24 protein-coding genes are annotated in these 23,136 nt (G+C 61.9%); 13 read left to right on the forward strand and 11 right to left on the reverse strand.

What is annotated here, in order from left to right; translation table 11 throughout:
• Positions 1 to 32 precede the first annotated feature (32 nt).
• From rng to tldD, 4 genes are all read left to right on the forward strand, one after another.
• Positions 33 to 1,490, forward strand: coding sequence for a ribonuclease G (rng, locus tag REH59_RS04825; protein WP_003255158.1), 1,458 nt, complete (start codon positions 33 to 35; stop codon positions 1,488 to 1,490).
• 82 nt (positions 1,491 to 1,572) lie between these two features.
• Positions 1,573 to 5,394, forward strand: a complete 3,822-nt coding sequence (locus REH59_RS04830) for a YhdP family protein (RefSeq protein WP_014861687.1) — start codon at positions 1,573 to 1,575, stop codon at positions 5,392 to 5,394.
• Positions 5,395 to 5,402: 8 nt separating this feature from the next.
• Positions 5,403 to 6,254, forward strand: coding sequence for a carbon-nitrogen hydrolase family protein (locus REH59_RS04835; protein WP_012051308.1), 852 nt, complete (start codon positions 5,403 to 5,405; stop codon positions 6,252 to 6,254).
• 2 nt (positions 6,255 to 6,256) lie between these two features.
• Positions 6,257 to 7,696, forward strand: a complete 1,440-nt coding sequence (gene tldD / locus REH59_RS04840) for a metalloprotease TldD (RefSeq protein WP_003255154.1) — start codon at positions 6,257 to 6,259, stop codon at positions 7,694 to 7,696.
• Between the two features lie 57 nt (positions 7,697 to 7,753).
• On the opposite strand, the gene yjgA is transcribed toward tldD, so the two are convergent.
• On the reverse strand, positions 7,754 to 8,275 hold the full coding sequence (gene yjgA, locus REH59_RS04845) for a ribosome biogenesis factor YjgA (protein WP_003255152.1): 522 nt from the start codon (positions 8,273 to 8,275) through the stop codon (positions 7,754 to 7,756).
• Between the two features lie 109 nt (positions 8,276 to 8,384).
• Between yjgA and pmbA the strand changes: the two genes are divergently transcribed.
• The 6 genes from pmbA (at position 8,385) to REH59_RS04875 (ending at position 13,753) form a co-directional block, all read left to right on the forward strand.
• Positions 8,385 to 9,731, forward strand: a complete 1,347-nt coding sequence (gene pmbA, locus REH59_RS04850; RefSeq protein WP_014861686.1) for a metalloprotease PmbA — start codon at positions 8,385 to 8,387, stop codon at positions 9,729 to 9,731.
• A gap of 244 nt (positions 9,732 to 9,975) precedes the next feature.
• Complete coding sequence (locus REH59_RS04855; protein ID WP_012051310.1) at positions 9,976 to 10,377, forward strand: hypothetical protein; 402 nt, start codon at positions 9,976 to 9,978, stop codon at positions 10,375 to 10,377.
• The gene (locus REH59_RS04860) at positions 10,370 to 11,746 is read left to right on the forward strand and encodes a class II fumarate hydratase (protein WP_014861685.1); all 1,377 of its coding nucleotides are present in this window, start codon (positions 10,370 to 10,372) and stop codon (positions 11,744 to 11,746) included. Before REH59_RS04855 ends, REH59_RS04860 begins: the two co-directional genes overlap by 8 nt.
• Positions 11,747 to 11,773: 27 nt before the next feature.
• The gene (locus REH59_RS04865) at positions 11,774 to 12,235 is read left to right on the forward strand and encodes a hypothetical protein (RefSeq protein WP_014755435.1); all 462 of its coding nucleotides are present in this window, start codon (positions 11,774 to 11,776) and stop codon (positions 12,233 to 12,235) included.
• A gap of 1 nt (position 12,236) precedes the next feature.
• Positions 12,237 to 12,848, forward strand: a complete 612-nt coding sequence (locus REH59_RS04870; RefSeq protein WP_003255144.1) for a superoxide dismutase — start codon at positions 12,237 to 12,239, stop codon at positions 12,846 to 12,848.
• Positions 12,849 to 12,859: 11 nt separating this feature from the next.
• Complete coding sequence (locus tag REH59_RS04875) at positions 12,860 to 13,753, forward strand: ZIP family metal transporter (RefSeq protein WP_014861683.1); 894 nt, start codon at positions 12,860 to 12,862, stop codon at positions 13,751 to 13,753.
• A 27-nt stretch (positions 13,754 to 13,780) separates the two neighbouring features.
• On the opposite strand, the gene REH59_RS04880 is transcribed toward REH59_RS04875, so the two are convergent.
• The 10 genes from REH59_RS04880 to REH59_RS04925 all read right to left on the reverse strand — a co-directional run bounded on the left by REH59_RS04880 (position 13,781) and on the right by REH59_RS04925 (position 20,792).
• Entirely contained in the window at positions 13,781 to 14,053 is a 273-nt protein-coding gene (locus tag REH59_RS04880) for an HPr family phosphocarrier protein (protein WP_003255140.1), read from the reverse strand.
• Between the two features lie 18 nt (positions 14,054 to 14,071).
• Positions 14,072 to 14,926, reverse strand: coding sequence for an RNase adapter RapZ (gene rapZ / locus REH59_RS04885; RefSeq protein WP_003255139.1), 855 nt, complete (start codon positions 14,924 to 14,926; stop codon positions 14,072 to 14,074).
• A gap of 2 nt (positions 14,927 to 14,928) precedes the next feature.
• Complete coding sequence (ptsN, locus tag REH59_RS04890; RefSeq protein ID WP_003255137.1) at positions 14,929 to 15,393, reverse strand: PTS IIA-like nitrogen regulatory protein PtsN; 465 nt, start codon at positions 15,391 to 15,393, stop codon at positions 14,929 to 14,931.
• A 12-nt stretch (positions 15,394 to 15,405) separates the two neighbouring features.
• A complete protein-coding gene (hpf, locus tag REH59_RS04895; protein WP_003255135.1) occupies positions 15,406 to 15,714 on the reverse strand; it encodes a ribosome hibernation-promoting factor, HPF/YfiA family in 309 nt (102 codons plus the stop codon).
• Between the two features lie 79 nt (positions 15,715 to 15,793).
• Entirely contained in the window at positions 15,794 to 17,287 is a 1,494-nt protein-coding gene (locus tag REH59_RS04900) for an RNA polymerase factor sigma-54 (protein WP_003255133.1), read from the reverse strand.
• A gap of 175 nt (positions 17,288 to 17,462) precedes the next feature.
• A complete protein-coding gene (gene lptB / locus REH59_RS04905; protein ID WP_003255132.1) occupies positions 17,463 to 18,188 on the reverse strand; it encodes an LPS export ABC transporter ATP-binding protein in 726 nt (241 codons plus the stop codon).
• Positions 18,189 to 18,713, reverse strand: a complete 525-nt coding sequence (gene lptA, locus REH59_RS04910; protein WP_003255131.1) for a lipopolysaccharide transport periplasmic protein LptA — start codon at positions 18,711 to 18,713, stop codon at positions 18,189 to 18,191.
• Entirely contained in the window at positions 18,700 to 19,272 is a 573-nt protein-coding gene (lptC, locus tag REH59_RS04915) for an LPS export ABC transporter periplasmic protein LptC (RefSeq protein ID WP_003255130.1), read from the reverse strand. Before lptC ends, lptA begins: the two co-directional genes overlap by 14 nt.
• 8 nt (positions 19,273 to 19,280) lie before the next feature.
• Positions 19,281 to 19,805 (reverse strand): KdsC family phosphatase, encoded by a 525-nt coding sequence (locus REH59_RS04920; RefSeq protein WP_003255129.1) that lies wholly within the window; start codon positions 19,803 to 19,805, stop codon positions 19,281 to 19,283.
• A gap of 12 nt (positions 19,806 to 19,817) precedes the next feature.
• Positions 19,818 to 20,792, reverse strand: a complete 975-nt coding sequence (locus REH59_RS04925) for a KpsF/GutQ family sugar-phosphate isomerase (RefSeq protein WP_014861682.1) — start codon at positions 20,790 to 20,792, stop codon at positions 19,818 to 19,820.
• Positions 20,793 to 21,040: 248 nt separating this feature from the next.
• Here REH59_RS04925 and REH59_RS04930 point away from each other — a divergent pair, with 248 nt between their 5' ends.
• The 3 genes from REH59_RS04930 to mlaD are packed head-to-tail and all read left to right on the forward strand — an operon-like array spanning position 21,041 to position 23,132.
• Positions 21,041 to 21,850, forward strand: coding sequence for an ATP-binding cassette domain-containing protein (locus REH59_RS04930; protein ID WP_003255127.1), 810 nt, complete (start codon positions 21,041 to 21,043; stop codon positions 21,848 to 21,850).
• Positions 21,850 to 22,647, forward strand: a complete 798-nt coding sequence (gene mlaE / locus REH59_RS04935; protein ID WP_003255125.1) for a lipid asymmetry maintenance ABC transporter permease subunit MlaE — start codon at positions 21,850 to 21,852, stop codon at positions 22,645 to 22,647. The genes REH59_RS04930 and mlaE overlap by 1 nt, the downstream gene beginning before the upstream one ends.
• Entirely contained in the window at positions 22,647 to 23,132 is a 486-nt protein-coding gene (gene mlaD, locus REH59_RS04940) for an outer membrane lipid asymmetry maintenance protein MlaD (protein ID WP_014755441.1), read from the forward strand. Before mlaE ends, mlaD begins: the two co-directional genes overlap by 1 nt.
• The last annotated feature ends 4 nt before the right edge of the window (positions 23,133 to 23,136 follow it).

The following is a 23,136-nucleotide window of genomic DNA, read 5'->3' on the forward strand; positions in this document are numbered from 1 at the left end:
TCATTAGAAAGAACCTTTGACGAGAGCCTGCCATGAGTGAAGAGATCCTGATCAACATCACCCCGATGGAGTCACGTGTGGCGGTGGTTGAAAACGGGGTGCTGCAGGAAGTGCATGTCGAGCGCACCCAGCGCCGTGGCATCGTCGGCAATATCTACAAGGGCAAGGTGGTGCGTGTGCTGCCAGGCATGCAGGCGGCCTTCGTCGACATCGGCCTCGAGCGCGCAGCGTTTATCCATGCCTCGGAAATCTCCCAGCGCGAAGGCTCGGCGGTAGAGAACATCACCGCACTGGTACATGAAGGCCAGGCCCTGGTGGTGCAGGTGACCAAGGACCCGATCGGCACCAAGGGGGCGCGCCTGACCACCCAGCTATCGATCCCGTCGCGCTACCTGGTGTACATGCCACGCAGCAGTCATGTTGGTATTTCGCTGAAAATCGAGGACGAGGCCGAGCGTGAGCGCCTCAAGCAAGTGGTCAGCGACTGCATGGACAGCGAGAACATCAAGGATGCCGGCGGCTTCATCTTGCGCACCGCCGCCGAAGGCGCGCGTGCCGAGGAGATCTTGCAGGACATCCGTTACCTGCGCCGCCTGTGGGAGCAGATCGGCACCCAGATCAAGACCTGCGGCGCGCCAACGGTCATTTACGAAGACCTTGGCCTGGCCCTGCGTACCCTGCGCGACCTGGTCAATCCGAAGATCGAGAAGATCCGCATCGACTCGCGGGAAACCTTCCAGAAGACCACGCAGTTCGTTGGCGAGTTGATGCCGGAAATTGCCGACCGCCTCGAACATTACCCCGGCGAGCGCCCAATCTTTGACCTGTACGGTGTCGAAGACGAGATCCAGCGGGCTCTGGAGCGCAAGGTGCCGTTGAAGTCCGGCGGTTACCTGGTGGTCGACCCGGCCGAAGCGATGACCACCATCGACGTCAACACCGGGGCTTTCGTCGGTCATCGCAACCTCGAAGAAACCATCTTCAAGACCAACCTCGAGGCCGCTACCGCCATCGCCCGGCAACTGCGCCTGCGCAACATTGGCGGCATCATCATCATCGACTTCATCGACATGGAAGACGAAGATCACCAGCGTCAGGTACTGCGTACCCTGGAAAAACAGCTGGAGCGCGATCACGCCAAGACCAACATCATCGGCATCACCGAGTTGGGCCTGGTGCAGATGACCCGCAAGCGTACGCGGGAAAGCCTGGAACAGGTGCTTTGCGAGCCGTGTCTGGCCTGTCAGGGCCGCGGCAAGCTGAAAACACCCGAGACCATCTGTTACGAAATATTCCGCGAGATCCTGCGTGAGGCCCGTGCCTATCAGGCTGAAGGCTACCGTGTGCTGGCCAACCAGAAGGTGGTCGACCGCCTGCTGGATGAAGAGTCAGGCAACGTGGCGGAACTGGAAGCCTTCATCGGTCGAACCATTCGCTTCCAGGTCGAGTCGATGTATTCGCAGGAACAATACGACGTGGTGCTGCTCTGAGGCCTTCTGAAACACGCCACTGCATCGTCGTGCTGGCAAAACCGGCACGACGGGCCATCATGGATAAACGACTTGGAGGGCCATGGCCATGGGACGTCTGAACCGCGTTCTTGTTGCTCTGACCCGCTGGGGGTTGGGCATATGTGCCCTGTTGGCAGTATTGGTGGCGCTGTATGTCAGCCTTGGTCGTGAACTGGTGCCGCTGGTAGCCGAGTACCGTGCTGACGTAGAAAGCAAGGCCGAGCAGGCGCTGGGCCTGCCCGTGCATGTCGGTGCCCTGGAAGGGCACTGGAGCGGACTGGCCCCTGTGCTGCGGGTACGTGACCTGCAACTGGGCGAAGGCACCAAGGCGCTCCGACTGGACGACGTCATGGTGGTGCCCGACATCTGGGCCAGCCTCACCGCCCGCGAAGTGCGCCTGGCGCGCATCCAGCTGGGCGGGCTGCAACTGATCCTTCGCGAAAACGAGCAGGGCGCCTGGAGCCTGGAAGGCCTGCCGAAGAAGGACGACGCGCCGCTGGACCCTGCCGACTTGCTGCAGCGCCTGCGCCAGCTGGGGCGCATCGATGTGTTCGACAGTCTGGTCACTCTGCACCCCTGGCAGCGCGACCCGCTGACCCTGACTTATGTGAGTGCCGGCCTGCAGGCCGGTGCCACCCGTCAGGCCTTGGATTTGCGTGCGACCCTGCCTGACGGCCAACCCCTGGCGTTGAGCCTGAACAGCCGTATGTCGGCCGACGCTTGGCGTGATGGCGAGGTAGAAGCCTATGTCAGCCTGCCGCAAAGTGACTGGGCACATTGGTTGCCGCCCAGGGTGTTGGGGCAGTGGCATGCTGACACCCTGCGGGCGGGCGGTGAGTTCTGGATCGGCTGGGGCAAGGGGCAGTTGCAACGGGCCGTCGTAAGGCTCAATGCACCCAGGCTGGAGGGGGCCTATGCCGGGCGCAAGGCTGCCAACCTGAATAATCTGGCTTTGGGCGCCTGGTTCCAGCGCCGGGAGCAAGGCTTCGATGTGGTCGTCGACTCGTTGGCCATGGACCTCGGCAAGGCCCGCTGGGAGTCTCACCTGCAGTTGCAGCATCGCCCTGGCCAGAATGCAGCCGATGAAAGCTGGCAGTTACAGGCCGACCGCCTCGACCTCACCCCGCTGACTCCGCTGATCGATGCCCTGGCCCCCCTGCCGGACAAGGTCAAGGATGTGGTCGATGGCTTGAAGGTGACCGGTGCGTTGCGCAATGTGCGCCTCGAGGCCAGGCCCAAGGCCGAGGGTGACCAGCGCCTGCAGTTCGCAGCCAACCTGGAGAAGGTAGGCTTCGATGCTTATCACAACGCCCCGGCGGCCGGTAACGTCAGTGGCAGCATCAGTGGTGACCTGGGCCACGGCGAGCTGCGCCTGGATACCGATGCGTTCATGCTGCATCTGTACCCGATCTTCGCCAAGCCCTGGCATTACCAGAAGGCGAATGCGCGCTTGACCTGGACCTTGGACAAAGACGGTTTCACCCTGATTGCGCCCTACCTCAAGGTGCTGGGCGAGGAGGGCAAGATCGCCGGTGACTTCCTGATTCGCCTGTTGTTCGAGGAAGGCCGCGAGGACTACATGGACCTGCGCGTCGGCCTGACCGAAGGCGATGGCCGCTATACTGCCAAGTATCTGCCCGAGGTGCTCAGCCCGGCCCTCGACGAGTGGCTGCGCAGCGCGATCGTCAAAGGCGCTGTGGATGAAGGCTACTTCCAGTATCAGGGCTCGCTGAACCATGGCGCAGCGCCGCAAGCGCGCAGCATCAGCCTGTTCTTCAAGGTGCATGACGCCGCGCTGGACTTCCAGCCCGGTTGGCCACAGGTGCAGCACGTCGATGGTGATGTGTTCATCGAGGACAGTGGCGTGCGCATCAAGGCCCAGCAGGGCGTGCTGCTCGACACCAAGGTCAGCGATGTGAATGTCGATATCCCGCATGTCGAGGGTGGCCAGCACAGCCACCTCTACCTGGATGGCGACTTCGACGGTAGCTTGGGTGATGGCCTGAAGATTCTCAAGGAAGCGCCAATCGGCACCGGGGAGATTTTCGCCGGCTGGGAAGGTGAGGGGCCGCTGAAGGGCAAGGTCAAGCTCGATATCCCGCTGGCCCATGGGCAGCGCCCAAAGGTGCAGGTGGACTTCGCCACCCACGATGCGCGCCTGAAAGTGGCCCCGCCAAGCCTGGAGTTGAACCGCCTGAAGGGCGACTTCAGCTTCGACTTCGACAAGGGCCTGAGTGGCAAAGGCATCAGCCTGCAGGCCTTCGGCAAGCCGGTAACGGCGCAAATAACCGCTGAAGGTCAGGCTGGGCAGATGCAGACCCGCATCAATGCCAATGGCCAGGTATCGCTCAAGACACTGACTGACTGGCTGCAGTTCAAGCAGGCCTTGCCGGCCTCCGGTGAACTGCCCTATCAGTTGCAGCTCAGTCTGGGGAGCCGGGACAACCGCCTGAGTGTCACTTCCAGCCTCAAGGGACTGGCCATCGACCTGCCGGCTCCGTTCGGCAAAGCGGCAGCAGATACCCGTGACAGCCGTTTCAACATGAGCCTTCAGGGCCCGGAGCGGCAATTCAACGCTGCCTACGCCGACCTTGCCCGCTTTGCCTATGCTGCACCGGCTGAAACGTTGACTCAGGGCCGTGGCGAGCTAGTGCTGGGCACAGGCGACGCCCGGGTACCTTCCAGCCAGGGGCTGAGGGTGCGCGGGCGCCTGGAGACCCTGGACCTGGCCCCTTGGCAAGAGCAGGCAGGCCGGCTGGCTGGGGACGACCCCGGTGGCAGCGCGCGGCAGAACCTGCAAAGCGTCGACCTGAGCATCGGCCAGTTGAAAGCCTTTGGCATGGACCTGAACCAGGCCGTGGTACGCCTGGCCCGGGGCGGCCCGGCCTGGGATTTGCGCCTCGACAGCAAGGAAGTCATCGGTAATGCGCGCGTACCGGATGCCAAGGGCGCGCCCATGGTCGTGCGCATGCAGACCTTGCGGCTGCCTGCCGCCAGCGCCGCTGAACAGCAGGCTGAAGACGGCCCCGACCCGCTTGCCTCGTTCGATCCGCGCAAAGTCCCGGCACTGGACCTGAGCATCGACAAGCTCTATCGCGGTGACGATCTTTACGGTAGCGCCGCGATCAAGCTGCGGCCGACCCCACGTGGCGTCACAGCCAGTGATATCGACCTCGACCTCAAGGGGTTGCGCATCGATGGCGGTGGTGGCTGGGAGGGCGAAACGGGCAAAACCAGCAGTTGGTACAAAGGGCGCCTTGACGGCAAGAACCTGGCGGATGTGCTCAGCGCCTGGGGCTTTGCCCCGACGGTGACCAGCCGCGACTTCCGCCTGGATGTGGATGGCCGCTGGCCGGGTTCGCCGGCCGCGGTGGGCCTGAAACGCTTCTCGGGCAGCATGGATGCAGCACTGCGCACCGGCCAGTTCGTCGAGGTCGAAGGCAGCGCACAGGCGCTGCGGGTGTTCGGCCTGCTCAACTTCAACTCGATTGGCCGGCGCCTGCGTCTGGACTTTTCCGACCTGTTTGACAAGGGCCTGGCCTATGACCGGGTCAAGGGCTTGCTGGTGGCCAGCAGTGGCGTGTACGTGACCCGCGAACCGATTACCGTGACCGGCCCGTCGAGCAACTTCGAGCTCGACGGCACGCTGGACATGGTCAGCGACCGGGTCGATGCTGACTTGCAGGTGAGCCTGCCGGTGACCAACAACCTGCCGCTGGCGGCGTTGATCGTCGGCGCGCCGGCGGTGGGCGGTGCGCTGTTCCTGGTCGATCGGCTGATCGGTGACCGCGTGTCACGCTTTGCCAGCGTGCACTACCGTGTCGAAGGGCCGTGGAAAGAGCCTAGAATCACCTTTGTGAAACCTTTCGAGAAATCCCGCTAGGAGTACCCATGAAGGCAGCGGTAATCCAGATGGTCAGCCAGGACGACGTGCAGACCAACCTGCAGCGTGCCGGTGCCCTGTTGGAGCAGGCCGCATTGGGCGGCGCACGGTTGGCGGTGCTGCCGGAAAACTTTGCCGCCATGGGGCGCAAGGACGCTGCTGCCATCGGCCGTGCCGAAGCCTTGGGGGAAGGGCCCATTCTGCCGTGGTTGAAACGCACCGCCCGCGACCTCAAGTTATGGATTGTTGCCGGTACTTTGCCCTTGCCACCGTTCGGCCAGCCCGATGCCAAGGCCCATGCGTGCTCGCTGCTGGTCGATGAACACGGCGAGGTGGCGGCAAGGTATGACAAGCTGCACTTGTTTGATGTGGATGTGGCCGACAACCGGGGCCGTTACCGCGAGTCGGATGACTACGCGCAGGGTGCTCAGGTGGTGGTGGCTGATACGCCGGTCGGGCGGCTGGGGCTGAGCGTGTGTTACGACCTGCGCTTTCCCGAACTGTACAGCGCGCTGCGCGCTGCCGGCGCGGAGCTGATCACCGCGCCAGCAGCTTTTACCGCAGTGACCGGCGCAGCACATTGGGAGGTGCTGGTGCGTGCCCGGGCCATCGAAACCCAGTGTTACCTGCTGGCTGCGGCACAGGGCGGCGCCCATCCTGGCCCACGGGAAACCCATGGCCATGCGGCGATCGTCGACCCTTGGGGGCGCATTCTCGCAGAACAGGCGCAAGGTGAAGCGGTACTGCTTGCCGAGCGCGACATTGAAGAACAAGCGTCCATTCGGGCGCGCATGCCGGTGGTATCGCACCGGCGCTTTTTTTCGCAGGGCGCGTTGCGACCTGCGCATACCTCGGAGTGACTATGAGCCAGATGTTATCCACCGTCAGTGAGCAGCTCCTGGCCCCAGGCGGCTTGACCCTGGACAGCCTGCAGAGCGTGCTGGGTGAGTTGGCTGGCCCCGGCATCGACGCCGCCGACCTGTATTTCCAGGGCCAGATCTCGGAAACCTGGGCGCTGGAGGACGGTATCGTCAAAGAGGGCAGCTTCAATCTCGACCAGGGCGTGGGCGTGCGTGCCCAGTCAGGCGAAAAAACCGGCTTCGCCTACAGCAACGCGATCAACCTTGAAGCGCTGACCTCGGCAGCCCGTGCCGCCCGTTCGATTTCCCGTGCCGGGCAAAACGGCACGGTGCAAGCCTTCCGCAGCCAGGAGGTGGCCGCCCTGTATACCGCGGACAACCCGCTGGACGTGCTCAGCCGTGCCGAAAAGGTCGAGCTGCTTAAGCGTGTCGATGCCGCCACCCGTGCCCTGGACCCGCGCATTCAGCAAGTCAGCGTGAGCATGGCCGGGGTCTGGGAACGCATTCTGATTGCTGCGGCCGATGGCAGCCTGGCTGCCGACGTACGCCCGCTGGTGCGCTTCAATGTCAGCGTCATCGTCGAGCAGAACGGCCGTCGTGAACGCGGTGGGCAGGGCGGTGGCGGGCGTACCGATTACCGCTACTTCACCGAAGAGCGGGTGATGGGCTATGCCCGCGAGGCCTTGCGCCAGGCCCTGGTGAATCTGGAAGCGATCCCGGCACCGGCCGGTACCTTGCCGGTAGTGTTGGGCTCGGGCTGGTCGGGCGTGCTGTTGCACGAGGCCGTCGGCCATGGCCTGGAAGGCGACTTCAACCGCAAGGGCAGTTCGGCGTTCAGTGGCCGCATTGGCGAGAAAGTGGCGTCGAGCCTGTGCACCATCGTCGACGATGGCACCCTTGAAGGCCGCCGTGGTTCTCTGAGCGTGGATGACGAAGGCACCCCGACCGAATGCACCACGCTGATCGAGAATGGCGTGCTCAAGGGGTACATGCAGGACAAGCTGAACGCGCGCCTGATGGGCATGGCTGTGACCGGCAACGGCCGCCGTGAATCCTACGCGCACCTGCCGATGCCACGCATGACCAACACCTACATGCGAGCCGGCGAAAGCGACCCACAGGAGATTATTGCGTCGGTGAAGAAGGGTATCTACTGCGCCAACCTCGGTGGTGGGCAGGTGGATATCACCAGCGGCAAGTTCGTGTTCTCCACCAGTGAGGCCTACCTGATCGAAGACGGCAAGATTACCGCGCCAGTGAAGGGCGCAACCCTGATCGGCAATGGTCCCGAGGCGATGAGCCGGGTTTCGATGGTCGGTAACGACCTGGCACTGGACAGCGGAGTAGGGACGTGCGGCAAGGACGGGCAGTCGGTGCCGGTTGGGGTGGGGCAGCCTACCTTGAAACTGGATGCGATTACCGTGGGCGGTACCGGGGCTTGATGGCTTCGGGAGCCATTGTAGGAGCGGGCACGCCCGCTCCCACAAGGCCCCAGTCCGTCAGCGCAACCCGCGCTGCAACTCGTCGAGGTCGCGGATGTACTTGAACACCTTGCGCGCGGCGGCAGGCGGCTTGTTCCGCGCCTTCTCGTGCTGGGCATGGCGCACCAGCGAGCGCAGCTGCTGGCGGTCGGTGTCGGGGTACTCGTTGACGAAGCGCTCGAGGTCTTCGTCGTTACCGTCGATCAACCGGTCACGCCAGCGCTCCAGGCTGTGGAAACGTTCGTTGTACTGGCGAGTCGAGCTGTCCATCTGTTCGAGCAAGGCGTGGATGGCATCGAGGTCTTGCACGCGCATGAGCTTGCCGACGAACGACATGTGGCGTTTACGGGCGCCATGAGCAGTGTGCTTGCTGGCCTCGGCCAGTGCCTTGCGCAGCTCGTCGGTCAAAGGCAGGCGCGCCAAGGTATCGGCCTTGAGGGTGGTAAGCCGCTCGCCGAGTTCGACCAGCGCATGCAGTTCGCGCTTGATCTGGGTTTTGCTTTTTTCGCCGTCGAAGGCGTCGTCGTTTGAATCAACCATGGTGGCAGTCCGCTAGAAATCGCCGCCATGATAACCAGTCGGGGGCCGCTTGTCCGGCCCGGTCGTAGAATGACCCCAAGCCGTACGCAGAATTTGAGTGGAGAGAACCATGAGTGCAGTCCAGAGCGTAGGTCCGAAAGACCTGCCAGCATTGCAGGAACAGGTCGAGGCGATCATCGCCGAGGCGCGTCGGCAGGGGGCCAGTGCCTGCGAAGTGGCGGTGTCGCTGGAGCAAGGGCTGTCCACCACCGTGCGCCAGCGTGAGGTCGAAACGGTCGAGTTCAACCGCGACCAAGGCTTTGGTATCACCCTTTATGTTGGCCAGCGCAAAGGTTCGGCCAGCACCTCGGCCAGTGGTCCGGAGGCGATTCGCGAGACCGTCGCCGCAGCGTTGGCAATTGCCAGGCATACCTCCGAGGATGAATGCTCGGGCTTGGCCGACGCAGCGCTGATGGCGCGTGAAATCCCGGATCTGGACCTGTACCACGACTGGGATATCGAGCCCGAGAAGGCCATCGAAATGGCCCTGGCCTGCGAGGCGGCGGCGTTCGACGCCGACCCGCGCATCCTCAACGCCGATGGCACCACCCTCAATACCCATCAAGGCTGCCGCGTGTATGGCAACAGCCATGGATTCATCGGTGGTTACGCCTCGACCCGGCACAGCCTGAGCTGCGTGATGATTGCCGAAGGCGACGGGCAGATGCAGCGTGACTACTGGTACGACGTGAACCGCCAGGGCAACCTGCTGGCCGACCCGAGCAGCATCGGCGTGCGCGCTGCCCAGCGTGCCGCTAGCCGCCTTGGCGCCCGACCGGTGCCGACTTGCGAGGTACCGGTGCTGTTCTCGGCCGAATTGGCCGGTGGCCTGTTCGGCAGCTTCCTGTCGGCCATTTCCGGCGGCAACCTGTACCGTAAGTCGTCGTTCCTGGAGGGTACCATTGGCCAGCGCCTGTTCCCTTCCTGGCTGACCCTCGACGAACGCCCGCATATTCCGCGCGCGTTGGGCAGCGCCGCCTTCGACGGTGATGGCCTGGCCACCTATGCCAAACCGTTTGTCGACAAAGGCGAGCTGGTGTCGTACTTGCTGGGTACCTATTCGGGGCGCAAGCTGGGTTTGCCGAGTACGGCCAATTCTGGTGGTGTGCACAACCTGTTCGTCAGCCACGGTGTCGAAGATCAGGCCGCGCTGATTCGCCGCATGGGGCGCGGGCTGCTGGTGACCGAACTGATGGGGCATGGCTTGAACATGGTGACGGGGGACTATTCCCGTGGTGCGGCGGGGTTCTGGGTCGAGAATGGCGAGATTCAGCATGCCGTACAGGAAGTTACCATCGCCGGAAACATGAAGGACATGTTCCAACAGATTGTCGCGATTGGCAGCGATCTTGAAACCCGTAGCAACATTCATACGGGCTCGGTGCTGATCGAGCGGATGACCGTTGCTGGTAGCTGATCTTTAGCCTGCGCCGGCCCTTTCGCGGGTAAACCCGCTCCTACACGGTAGTGGACGCACATCGGGGTTGGACACCGGCCGCTGTAGGAGCGGGTTTACCCGCGAAGAGGCCTACACAGCACTACACCTTTCTCTGCAAATCCGAAGACCCGGCCCCCGCGCCGGGTTTTTATTTCATCACCTTTTTCTTGAAGTGATTCTATTTATCACTTAATAATGAATATCATTATCCAGTAACCCGGCGATGATGTTCATGAAATCCGTCCTCCGCGAACTGCCCTACCTGGAAAACTGGCGCTGGCTCAGCCGGCGCATTCGCTGTGCGCTCGACCCCGACGAGCCGCGCCTGATCGAGCATTACCTGGCCGAAGGCCGCTATCTGGTGTGCTGCACCGAAACCTCGCCATGGACGGTGGCGCTGACAGCGTTTCGCCTGCTGCTGGATACCGCCTGCGATCGCATGCTCCCCTGGCATTGGCGTTGTCTGTGCCTGGACCAGGCCTGGCGTCCTCTGTTGGACCTGCGCAACCTCGACCGCCAGGAACAGAACCAACGCTGGCAACCCTACGCCCTGCAGCTGGCCAATTGCCGTCTGCTGCCTTCGATTTCTCCCGATGAACTGATGCAAGGATTTGATGATGAGTGATACCCGTATCGAGCGTGACAGCATGGGTGAGCTGCAGGTGCCAGCCCAGGCCCTCTATGGCGCCCAGACCCAGCGCGCGGTCGACAACTTCCCGATCAGCGGCCAGCGTATGCCGGCCCAGTTCATTCGTGCCTTGTTGCTGGCCAAGGCCGCTGCGGCCAAGGCCAACGTCGAACTGGAGCAACTGTCTGCCGGGCGGGGCCAGGCTATCGTCAAGGCTGTTGAGCAATTGCTGGCCGAGGACTTCATCCAGCACTTCCCGGTGGATGTGTTCCAGACAGGCTCTGGCACCAGTTCGAACATGAACGCCAATGAGGTGATCGCCACCTTGGCTACCCATGTACTGGGTGAGGCGGTCAACGCCAATGACCACGTCAACTGTGGCCAGAGCAGCAATGACATCATTCCGACCACCATCCACGTCAGCGCCGCGCTGGCCCTGCACGAGCAGTTGCTGCCAGCCCTGGCGTACCTGGTACAGGTGATCGAGGTCAAGTCGGCACAAGTACATCAATTCGTGAAGACCGGTCGTACTCACCTGATGGACGCGATGCCCGTGCGCATGAGTCAGGTGCTGGATGGCTGGGCTGCGCAGATCAATGCTGCCAAGGCGCACATCGAAGGTGTGCTGCCGCACTTGCAGGCGCTGGCCCAGGGCGGAACCGCCGTGGGTACCGGCATCAACGCCCATCCGCAGTTCGCTGTCGGTTTCGCTCGCCAGCTCAGCGGCCTAACCAAGGTCGAGTTCACGCCCGGCCAGAACCTGTTCGCACTGATCGGCTCGCAGGACACTGCCGTGGCTTTGTCTGGCCAGCTCAAGACCACTGCGGTGGCGTTGATGAAAATCGCCAACGATCTGCGCTGGATGAACTCCGGCCCGCTGGCCGGTCTGGGCGAAATCGAGCTGCAAGCTCTGCAGCCGGGCTCTTCGATCATGCCAGGCAAGGTCAACCCGGTGATCCCGGAGGCCACTGCCATGGTCGCCGCCCAAGTGATTGGCAACGACGCGACCATCGCCGTCGCAGGCCAAGCCGGTAACTTCGAGCTGAACGTGATGCTGCCGGTAATCGCCCGCAACCTGCTGGAAAGCATCGAGCTGATGGCCAATGTCAGCCGCTTGCTGGCCGACAAAGCCATCGCCAGCTTCAAGGTCAACGAAGACAAACTCAAGGAAGCGCTCGCGCGCAACCCGATTCTGGTCACGGCGTTGAATCCGATCATCGGCTACCTCAAGGCCGCCGAAATCGCCAAGACCGCCTACAAGCAGGGTCGTCCAATCATCGATGTGGCGCTGGAGCACACCGACCTGTCCCGCGACCAGCTTGAAGCGCTGCTGGACCCGGAAAAACTCACCGCCGGCGGTATCTGACACTGCGTCACCGCCCAGGAGACAACCATGCAGCACTGGAAACGCACCACGGAAACCGCCAACCGCCTATTCGAACAAGGCGAACTGGTGGACGCCCGGGAACACTACCTGCAAGCCTTGGCGTTGGCCCAGGTGCTGTTCGAGCGCTGGCATGACGTGGATGAAGCGGTGGCTGCATTCGTCATCGCCCACCACAACCTGGCTGACCTGCACCTGCGCCTTGACCAGCCGCATGAAAGCGCCGACTACCTGTGCGCTGCTCATCAGCGACTGCTGCAGGCCTGCCAGGAAGCGCGCCTGCCTCAGGCACTGCGTGATGCCGCCTTGCGCCACAGTGCGCGCACTTACACCGAGCTGCTGAGTTTCATTGCCGAGTATGGCCAGTACCCGCGTACCGAGCGCTTGCTCAACCGCCACAGCGCTGGTGCCAGCGAGCTCGCTGCCCAGCCGGATGTGGCACCCAGAACCCATGCCTACGGAATTCACTGACATGCCCCATACCTTGCCTGCATTGCCATACGCCTACGATGCGCTGGAACCCCACATTGATGCCCAGACAATGGAAATCCACCACACCAAGCATCACCAGACCTACGTGAACGGCCTCAATGCCGCCCTCGAAGGTACCGAGTGGGCCGAATGGCCGGTGGAAAAACTGGTCGCTGCCGTCAAGCAACTGCCGGAGAACCTGCGTGGCGCTGTGACCAACCACGGTGGCGGTCACGCCAACCACAGCCTGTTCTGGACTGTCATGTCACCTCAGGGCGGTGGCGAGCCTGTGGGCCAGCTGGCGCAAGCCGTCACAGCACAACTTGGCGGCTTCGAGGCTTTCAAGGAGGCTTTCACCAAAGCCGCGTTGACCCGCTTCGGCAGCGGTTGGGCCTGGCTCAGCGTCACGCCGCAAAAAACGTTGGTGGTGGAGAGTAGCGGCAACCAGGACAGCCCGCTGATGCACGGCAATGCGCCGATCCTGGGCCTGGACGTGTGGGAGCACGCTTACTACCTCAAGTACCAGAACCGTCGTCCGGAATACATCGGTGCCTTCTACAACGTCATTGACTGGGTGGAAGTTGAACGTCGTTACCTTGAAGCCCTGAAGTGAGTCGGACCGGTATGCGCTCTGAGGTGATGTCTGTCAGCAGTGTGCGCCTGTTCCGCCTGGCGCTTGGGACTTTGCTTTTGCTGGCTGGCGCCGCGTTACTGGTGGCTCGGGGTCTCGCCTGGCTAGACCTCGATCCGCGCATACTGCGCGCCCTGGAGGGCGGTGCTTTATGCGCGCTGGGTACGGCACTGGGCGCAGTACCGGTACTGGTCATTCGCAATATGCCTGTGGCGCTGGCGGATACGCTGTTGGGCTTCGGTGCTGGCGTGATGCTGGCGGCCACCGCGTTTTCCCTGATCATGCCGGGCCTGGCGGCGGCTCAGTCTATTGGCTTCAGCCCTTGGGGGGCAGGTGGCCTGGTCAGTTTTGGCCTGATGTTTGGGGCGTTGTGCCTGTTCCTGGTCGACCTCAAGGTATCCTGGGCTTCGCCTGAAGCGTTGGTGGGCACAGCAAACCAGCCGGTGATTGCAGCGCGCATCTGGCTGTTCGTGATTGCCATCATTGCCCACAACATCCCCGAAGGTATGGCCATTGGTGTGTCGGCCGGGGGAGGTATGGCTGACGCCGACAGCCTGGCCATGGGCATTGCCTTGCAGGATGTGCCTGAGGGGCTGGTGATCGCGCTGGTGCTGGCAGGGGCGGGCATGCCGCGCTTCAAGGCCTTCCTGATCGGCGCAGCCTCAGGCTTGGTCGAGCCGGTGGCGGCGTTGATCTGTGCCTGGCTGGTGAATGTTGCCGAACTGCTGCTGCCGCTGGGGCTGGCCTGTGCAGCAGGGGCGATGTTGCTGGTGGTCACCCAGGAAATCATCCCCGAATCGCGCAGCAACGGCCATCATCGTCTGGCCAGTCTTGGGCTGTGTACAGGCTTCTGTCTGATGATGGTGATGGATACCGCGATGTCCTGATCTTGTGCAAGCGCAGGTTTGCGAGGCCTATTCGCCTTCGTCAAAGAAATTGTTGATCAGTTCGACCAGTGCATCCATGGCGTCGTTGTCCTGCTCACCCTCGGTATGCAGGTGCACCTGGGTGCCTTTGCCTGCGGCCAGCATCATCACCGCCATGATGCTCTTGCCATCCACCAGCTTGTCCGGGGCGCGACCCACCCGTACCTGGCAGGGGAAGCGGCCGGCCACACCGACGAACTTGGCTGCTGCCCGGGCATGCAGACCCAGCTTGTTGATGATGGTGATTTCGCGGGCGGGCATCAGGGGTGGATCCTTGGGCTAGAGGTCGCGATGACGGACCTGGACGTTTTTCAGGGTTTGCTGCAGCTGTTGACCAAGGCGCTCGGTGATGTACACCGAACGGTGATGGCCGCCAGTGCAGCCGATGGCAATGGTTACGTAGGCGCGGTTGCTGGCAGCGAAGCGGGGCAACCATTTGAGCAGGTAGCTGGAGATGTCGTTGTACATGTCTTCGACATCCGGTTGTGCGGCCAGGTAGTCGATCACGGGTTGATCGAGACCTGAGTGCTCACGCAGTTCTGGTTTCCAGTAGGGGTTGGGCAGGCAGCGCACGTCAAAAACCAGGTCGGCGTCGACCGGCATGCCCCGTTTGAACCCGAACGACTCGACCAGAAACGCTGTGCCAGGCTCGGGTTGGTTGAGCAGGCGCAGTTTGATCGAGTCACGCAACTGGTACAGGTTCAGGTTGGTGGTGTCGATCTTCAGGTCGGCCAGGTCGGCAATGGGGCCCAACAAATCGCTTTCCACGCGGATCGCTTCCGCGAGCGAGCGGTTGGCGTTGGTCAGGGGGTGCCGCCTGCGGGTTTCCGAGAAACGCTTGAGAAGGACCTCTTCATCGGCATCCAGGTACAACACGTCGCACTGGATGTGCCGTGCGCGGGCTTCTTCAAGCAGCTCGGGAAAACGCATCAGGTGGCTGGGCAGGTTGCGTGCGTCGATCGAAACCGCCACCTTGGGCTGCAGCAATTCGGTGTTGATCAGTGCATTTTCCGCCAACTGCGGCAATAGCCCGGCTGGCAGATTGTCGATGCAATAGAAACCGCTGTCTTCCAGGACATCGAGGGCGGTGCTCTTGCCGGAGCCGGACCGGCCGCTGACGATGATCAGGCGCATGTTCAGTGCTCGTTCTGTACGTCCAGGACAACCTGGAACAGGGCCTCGTTGCTGGTGGCCGCACGCAGTCGATCACGGACCTCCTTGCGATCGAGCATGCTGGCGATCTGACGCAGAAGTTCAAGGTGGGCATCGGTGGCCGCTTCGGGCACCAGCAGCACAAACAGCAGGTCCACCGGCGCGCCATCGATGGCGTCGTAATCGATAGGCGCTTCCAGGTGCAGCAGGGCGCTGACTGGCGCAGAGCATCCTTCAAGCCGGCAGTGCGGGATGGCGATGCCATTGCCAAAACCGGTAGAACCGAGCTTTTCCCGGGCTACCAGTTTTTCGAAGACGTCCTGCATCTCCAGTTCTGGCACTTGGTCGGCGATGACAGTGGCGACCTTTTCCAGGGCGCGCTTCTTGCTGCCGCCCGGCACGTTCACGAGGGAACGGCCGGGGGTCAGGATGGTTTCAAGTCGGATCATGGATGAGGGGGATCAGCGGGCAGCTGCACCTTGCAGCAGGCTTTGCTGTTTTTCCTTGTGTTTTTTCAGTTGGCGGTCGAGCTTGTCGGCCAAGGCGTCGATCGCTGCATACATGTCTTCGTGTTCGGCGTTGGCTACCACTTCGCCGCCGGGAATCTGCAGGGTCGCCTCGACCTTCTGCTGAAGCTTCTCGACTTTCATGATTACCTGCACGTTGGTGATCTTGTCGAAGTGACTCTCCACGCGGGCGAGCTTTTCAAGCACGTAATCGCGCAGTGGCTGGGTGACTTCTACATGCTGTCCACTGATATTGACTTGCATACAGCTTCTCCTTTGTTGCCCGTGCATAAAGAGGCAGGTCTTGCACCTGCCACGAAAACGCTGTGGCACATCTCAGGGGCTACATCAGTCGCTTGCGTTCGCTCGACGGTGCGATGCCGAGAGACTCGCGGTACTTGGCGACGGTGCGACGGGCTACCTGGATGCCTTGTGCCTCCAGTAAACCAGCGATCTTGCTGTCACTCAATGGCTTTTTCTGATTTTCCGCCGCAACCAGTTTCTTGATGATCGCGCGGATCGCCGTGGACGAGCATTCTCCGCCTTCGGAGGTGCTGACATGGCTGGAGAAAAAGTATTTCAGTTCGTAGATGCCACGCGGGGTGTGCATGTATTTCTGCGTGGTAACCCGCGAGATGGTCGATTCGTGCATGCCTACGGCTTCGGCAATGTCATGCAGTACCAACGGCTTCATCGCTTCGTCGCCGTGGTCGAGGAAGCCGCGTTGGTGCTCGACGATCTGCGTGGCAACCTTCATCAGGGTTTCGTTACGGCTTTGCAGGCTCTTGATGAACCAGCGCGCTTCCTGCAACTGGTTGCGCATGAAGGTGTTGTCGGCGCTGGTGTCGGCACGGCGCACGAAGCCGGCGTATTGTGGGTTGACGCGCAGGCGTGGGATGGCTTCCTGGTTCAGTTCTACCAGCCAACGGTCGCTGTCCTTGCGCACGATGACGTCGGGCACCACGTACTCGGGCTCGCTGGACTCGATCTGCGAACCAGGGCGCGGGTTAAGGCTTTGCACCAGTTCGATGACCTGGCGCAGCTCGTCTTCCTTGATTTTCATCCGCCGCATCAGCTGGCTGTAGTCACGGCTGCCGAGCAGGTCGATGAAATCGGTGACCAGGCGCTTGGCTTCGGTCATCCACGGGGTTGTAGCGGGCAGTTGGCGCAGTTGCAGCAACAGGCATTCGCCCAGATTGCGGGCGCCGACGCCAGCCGGCTCGAACTGCTGGATGCGGTGCAGTACTGCTTCGACCTCGTCCAGCTCGATATCCAGCTCCGGGTCGAACCCTGCGCAGATTTCTTCGAGTGTGTCTTCCAGGTAGCCCTGGCCGTTGATGCTGTCGATCAGGGTCACGGCAATCAAGCGGTCGGTGTCGGACATCGGCGCCAGGTTCAACTGCCACAGCAGGTGGCTTTGCAGGCTTTCGCCGGCCGATGTGCGCGTGGTGAAGTCCCATTCGTCATCATCGTTGCTCGGCAGGCTGCTGGCGCTGGTCTGGTAGATGTCTTCCCAGGCCGTATCGACCGGGAGCTCGTTGGGGATGCGCTCGCTCCACTCACCGTCTTCCAGGTTGTCGGCGCTGACGGTGCTTTCCTGGAAGCTGTTGTCCTGAACTTCGGCGGCCGGCTTGTTCTCGGCGTTGTCGGCCATCGGGTCGCTGTTGTCGAAGTCCTCGCCGTCTTCCTGACGTTCGAGCATCGGGTTCGACTCCAGCGCTTCCTGGATTTCCTGTTGGAGGTCCAGGGTAGAGAGCTGGAGCAGGCGGATGGCCTGTTGCAACTGAGGTGTCATCGTCAGTTGCTGGCCCATTTTTAGGACGAGCGATGGTTTCATGGCAGGGGCTTAATACCTTGTTCGCCGGCGCGCATGCGCCATCCACTACACGAGGGCGCCGAAGCGCCAGATCAAGCAAGTTTTATGCCTTAAATTGTAGCGTTTGCCTAGAGTACCGTAACAACTTTACCCGCAGTCTCAGGGCTGTTTGCCAGTACTTCAGGCGCGTGCCGGGTCAGAGGCGGAACTCGTGGCCCAGGTAAACTTCTTTGACCAAGTCGTTTGCCAGGATGGTTTCAGCGTCGCCTTCGGCGATCAATCGGCCATCGTTGACGATATAAGCGGTTTCGCAGATATCCAGGGTTTCACGCACGTTGTGGTCGGTAATCAGTACGCCGATACCTTTGGCCTTGAGGTGATGGATGATCTGCTTGATGTCGCCGACCGAAATCGGGTCGACACCGGCGAACGGTTCGTCCAGCAGGATGAACTTGGGTGCGGTCGCCAGGGCGCGCGCAATTTCGACGCGGCGGCGTTCACCACCGGACAGGCTCATGCCGAGGTTGTCCCGGATGTGGCTGATGTGGAACTCCTGCAGCAGGCTTTCCAGCTCTTTGCGGCGGCCGTCCCGGTCGAGGTCCTTGCGGGTCTCGAGGATGGCCATGATGTTGTCGGCGACCGACAGCTTGCGGAAGATCGAGGCTTCCTGCGGCAGGTAGCCGATACCGGCGCGAGCGCGGCCGTGCATGGGCTGGTGGCTGACATCGAGGTTGTCGATCAGTACGCGGCCCTGTTCGGCCTGGACCAGCCCGACAATCATGTAGAAGCAGGTGGTCTTGCCGGCGCCGTTGGGGCCGAGCAGGCCGACGATCTGGCCGCTGTCGATAGACAGGCTGACATCACGTACTACCTGCCGCCCCTTGTAGCTCTTTGCCAGGTGCTGGGCTTTGAGGGTTGCCATTTACTCGGCCTTCTTCTTGGGCTGGATCACCATGTCGATGCGCTGACGGGGTGTTGTCACATTGCCACCACGGCCGGCGGTCGCCACCTGGGTCTGAGTGTTGTAGACGATCTTTTCGCCTTCGGTGGTATTGCCTTCGCTCTCGACCTTGGCGCGGTCGGTGAGAATGACCAAGTCCTTCTGCGACTGGTACTGGATGGTTACGCCCCAGCCTTTCATCTTGTCCGGCTTGGCTGCGCTCTGCTGCTGCTCGAAGTAGGCCAGGTTGCCCACCGAGGTCACTACGTCGATATCGCCAGAGGCGGAGCGGGTAATGGTCACGGTGTTGCCTTTGATCATCATCGAACCCTGAGTGATGATCACGTCGCCGGTGTAAGTGGCCACGCCTTGTTTGTCATCCAGGTGAGCGTTGTCGGCCTGGATGCGGATAGGCTGGTCACGGTCGTTCGGCAGGGCGAGGGCGCTCGCGCTTCCCAGTGCTGCGCTCAGGCTGAGCAAAAGGGGGAGGGTTTTAACGAGCCTCATACTGTCCTCTTACGTTAGAGAGCAAGTCCATCTTGCCTTCTTTCAAATACGCTTTCATGCCTTTGCCCGTAGTGGTGCCTCCGGCGCCGTCGATTCTAACGGCTTGCTCGGTCTGCGCATATTGCTTCTGCGGGAACACGGTCATGCGTGAGCTGGTAATGATGGTTTCACGCTGCCTTTCATCGGTGCGGGCAATCCGTACCTTGTCGATCAGTTCGACCTCGGTACCGTCAGGATTGACCTCGGCGCGCGTGCTCTGCACATGCCACGGGTACTCGGTGCCGCGGTACAGGTGCAGGTCCGGTGTGGTCACCTGGGTGACTTCGCTGGTCTTGAGGTGTTCGATTCTGTCGGCGGTCATTTCGTATTGCAGCTTGCCGTCGGGCAGGAACTGCACGCTGTGGGCGTTGATCGCGTAGTAATCGATGGCGCTTTCGTCGACTTGGGCCACGGGCTTGTCGAGGAAGCTTTCCGGGCTGACATTCCAGTAGCCAATGGCTACCAACAGGGCGGCTATCGCCCCCAGCAGCACAATGTTTCGGGCTTTCTTGCTGAGCATGGGCAGCCTTACAGGTAGTTGGCGTTGGCAGCGTCCAGGGTGCCCTGGGCCTGCATGATCAATTCGCAGAATTCACGGGCCGCGCCTTCGCCGCCACGTGCCTGGGTCACGCCGTGGGCGTGCTGGCGTACGAACGGTGCGGCGTTGGCTACGGCCATGCCCAGAGCCACTCGGCGAATCACCGGCAGGTCGGGCAGGTCGTCGCCCAGGTAAGCCACTTGATCATAGCTTAGGCCCAGTTCGGCGAGCAGGCCGTCAAGCACCACCAATTTGTCCTCCCGGCCTTGGTAGAGGTGCGGGATACCGAGGTTACTGGCCCGGCGTTCGACCACGGGGGTCTTGCGCCCGCTGATGATCGCGGTGGTCACGCCCGAGGCCATTAGCATCTTGATGCCCTGGCCGTCGAGGGTATTGAACGTCTTGAATTCGCTGCCATCCTCGAGGAAGTACAGGCGCCCGTCGGTGAGCACGCCGTCCACGTCGAAGACTGCCAGCTTGATGCCTTTGCCGCGTTGCATGAGGTCCTGGTTCATTCCATCGCTCCTTTACATTACGCCGGCGCGCAGCAGGTCATGCATGTTCAGGGCGCCGGTCGGGCGGTCTTCACGGTCCACCACCACCAGGGCGTTGATCTTGTGGTCTTCCATTATCTTCAGGGCTTCGGCGGCGAGCATGTCGGCACGCGCAGTCTTGCCATGAACGGTCATGACCTGGTCGATCAGGGTGGTGTGCACATCGATATTGCGGTCCAGGCTGCGGCGCAGGTCACCGTCGGTGAAGATCCCGGCCAGTTTGCCATCGGCATCGACGATCACGGTCATGCCCAAACCTTTGTGGGACATTTCCAGCAGCGCGTCCTTGAGCAGGGTGCCGCGTGATACTTGAGGCAGATCGTCGCCGGCGTGCATCACGTTCTCGACCTTCAGCAGCAGGCGGCGGCCCAGCGCGCCTCCCGGGTGCGAGAAGGCGAAGTCCTCGGCGGTGAAGCCGCGGGCTTCGAGCAAGGCGATGGCCAAGGCGTCGCCCAGTACCAGCGCTGCCGTGGTGGAGGAGGTGGGGGCCAGGTTCAGCGGGCAGGCCTCTTGTGCGACACGTGCGTCAAGGTTGACCTCGGCGGCCTGGGCCAGCGGCGAGTCCGGGTTGCCGGTCAGGCTGATCAGCTTGATGCCAAGGCGTTTGATGAACGGCAGCAGGGTGACGATTTCGGCGGTGCTGCCGGAGTTCGACAGCGCAAGGATGACATCATCACGGGTGATCATGCCCATGTCGCCATGGCTGGCTTCGGCCGGATGCACGAAAAACGCCGGTGTGCCGGTGCTGGCCAGGGTCGCGGCGATCTTGTTGCCGATGTGCCCGGACTTGCCCATGCCGACCACGACGACCCGGCCCTTGCTGGTCAGAATCAGTTCGCAGGCTTTGACGAAATTGTCGTCGATGCGCGCCAAAAGGGCCTCTACGGCCTCGAGTTCCAGGCGCAGAGTGCGTTGGGCGGATTGGATCAGCTCGCTGGATTGGCTCATGTCGAAAAAGCAATGCCTGATGAAAGGGCGACGATTATACGCGCAATGATGAAAACCCTCACCTCCTCGATTGTTGCAGTGAATACCACCAAAGCCTGTCCCTGGGCTGAACGACTGCTTGCCCGGCCTTGGGGCGGGGCTGTCAGCGGTGCTATAGTTCGCCGCTATTCGGCCTGTCAGGGGTGCGTGTGCCTTCCAGATGGAGGCCGGCGTCCATTAGGACGAGGCTGCATTAGCAAGGAGTCTAGATGAGTGTGGATAGCGCCTACGCGGTCGAGTTGAAGGGTGTAACCTTCAAACGTGGTTCGCGCAGCATTTTCAGCAACGTGGACATCAGCATCCCGCGCGGCAAGGTCACCGGCATCATGGGGCCATCGGGGTGCGGCAAGACCACGTTGCTCCGCCTGATGGGCGCACAGTTGCGTCCCGCGAGCGGTGAGGTATGGGTTGCCGGGCAGAACCTGCCGACGCTGTCGCGCAGCGACCTGTTCGACGCCCGCAAGCAGATGGGCGTGCTGTTCCAGAGCGGCGCGTTGTTCACCGACCTCGATGTGTTCGAGAACGTCGCGTTCCCGCTGCGCGTGCATACTCAGCTGTCGGACGAAATGATCCGTGACATCGTGTTGATGAAGCTGCAGGCCGTGGGCCTGCGCGGTGCCATCGACCTGATGCCCGACGAGCTGTCCGGTGGCATGAAGCGCCGTGTGGCACTGGCCCGGGCGATTGCCCTGGACCCGCAGATCCTCATGTACGACGAACCGTTCGTCGGCCAGGACCCGATCGCCATGGGGGTACTGGTGCGCCTGATTCGCCTGCTCAACGATGCCCTGGGCATCACCAGCATCGTGGTTTCCCATGACCTGGCAGAAACCGCCAGCATCGCCGACTACATTTACGTGGTAGGTGACGGCCAAGTGCTGGGCCAGGGGACGCCTGATGAGCTGATGGGTTCGGACAATCCACGGATCCGCCAATTCATGAAAGGCGACCCGGATGGCCCGGTTCCCTTCCACTTTCCCGCGCCTGACTACCGCGCCGACCTGCTGGGGGCGCGTTGATGCGCAGAAAATCCTTACTCGAACGTGTCCGCCTGCTGGGCCGCTCGGCAATCGACGTGCTGGCCGTGCTCGGGCGTTCGTGCCTGTTCCTGTTCCATGCGCTGGTCGGTCGCGGTGGTATTGGCGGCGGCTTCCAGCTGCTGACCAAGCAGTTGTACTCGGTGGGTGTGCTGTCGCTGGCGATCGTCGTCGTGTCCGGTGTGTTCATCGGCATGGTGCTGGCGCTGCAGGGCTACAGCATCCTGACCAAGTACGGCTCGGAGCAGGCGGTAGGGCAGATGGTCGCCCTGACCCTGCTGCGTGAACTTGGCCCGGTGGTAACGGCGTTGCTGTTTGCCGGGCGTGCCGGTTCCGCGCTGACCGCCGAAATCGGCAACATGAAGTCTACCGAGCAGTTGTCGAGCCTGGAAATGATCGGTGTCGACCCGCTCAAGTACATCGTTGCGCCACGCCTGTGGGCCGGTTTCATCTCGCTGCCGCTGTTGGCGCTGATCTTCAGCGTGGTCGGTATCTGGGGTGGCTCGTGGGTGGCGGTGGACTGGCTGGGTGTCTACGAGGGCTCGTTCTGGGCCAACATGCAGAACAGTGTTTCTTTCACTGACGACGTGCTCAACGGGCTGGTCAAGAGCCTGGTGTTTGCTTTCGTCTCGACCTGGATCGCCGTATTCCAGGGGTACGACTGTGAGCCCACCTCAGAAGGGATCAGTCGTGCAACCACCAAGACCGTGGTCTATGCCTCGTTGGCAGTGCTGGGTCTGGACTTTATTCTGACCGCCTTGATGTTTGGAGATTTCTGATGCAAAACCGCACCCTGGAAATCGGTGTCGGCCTGTTCCTCCTGGCCGGGATCCTGGCGCTGCTGCTGCTGGCCCTGCGTGTCAGCGGGCTGTCGGCCAGCCCGAGCAGCGATACCTATAAAGTTTATGCTTACTTCGACAATATCGCCGGTTTGACGGTCAGAGCTAAAGTGACCATGGCCGGTGTGACCATCGGCAAGGTTACCGCCATCGATCTGGACCGTGATTCCTACACCGGTCGGGTGACGTTGCAGCTGGACAAGTCGGTCGATAACCTGCCGACCGACTCCACTGCCTCGATCCTGACCGCCGGTTTGCTTGGTGAGAAGTACATCGGCATCAGCGTTGGCGGTGAAGACGACGTTCTCAAGGATGGTGCAACCATCCATGACACTCAGTCGGCACTGGTGCTGGAGGATCTGATTGGCAAGTTCCTGCTCAACTCTGTTGGCAAGGAACCGAAAGAAGCGCAACCGGCTAATTAAGGAG

The organism is Pseudomonas sp. BO3-4 (assembly GCF_034044115.1).
Taxonomy (GTDB): Bacteria; Pseudomonadota; Gammaproteobacteria; order Pseudomonadales; family Pseudomonadaceae; genus Aquipseudomonas; species Aquipseudomonas alloputida.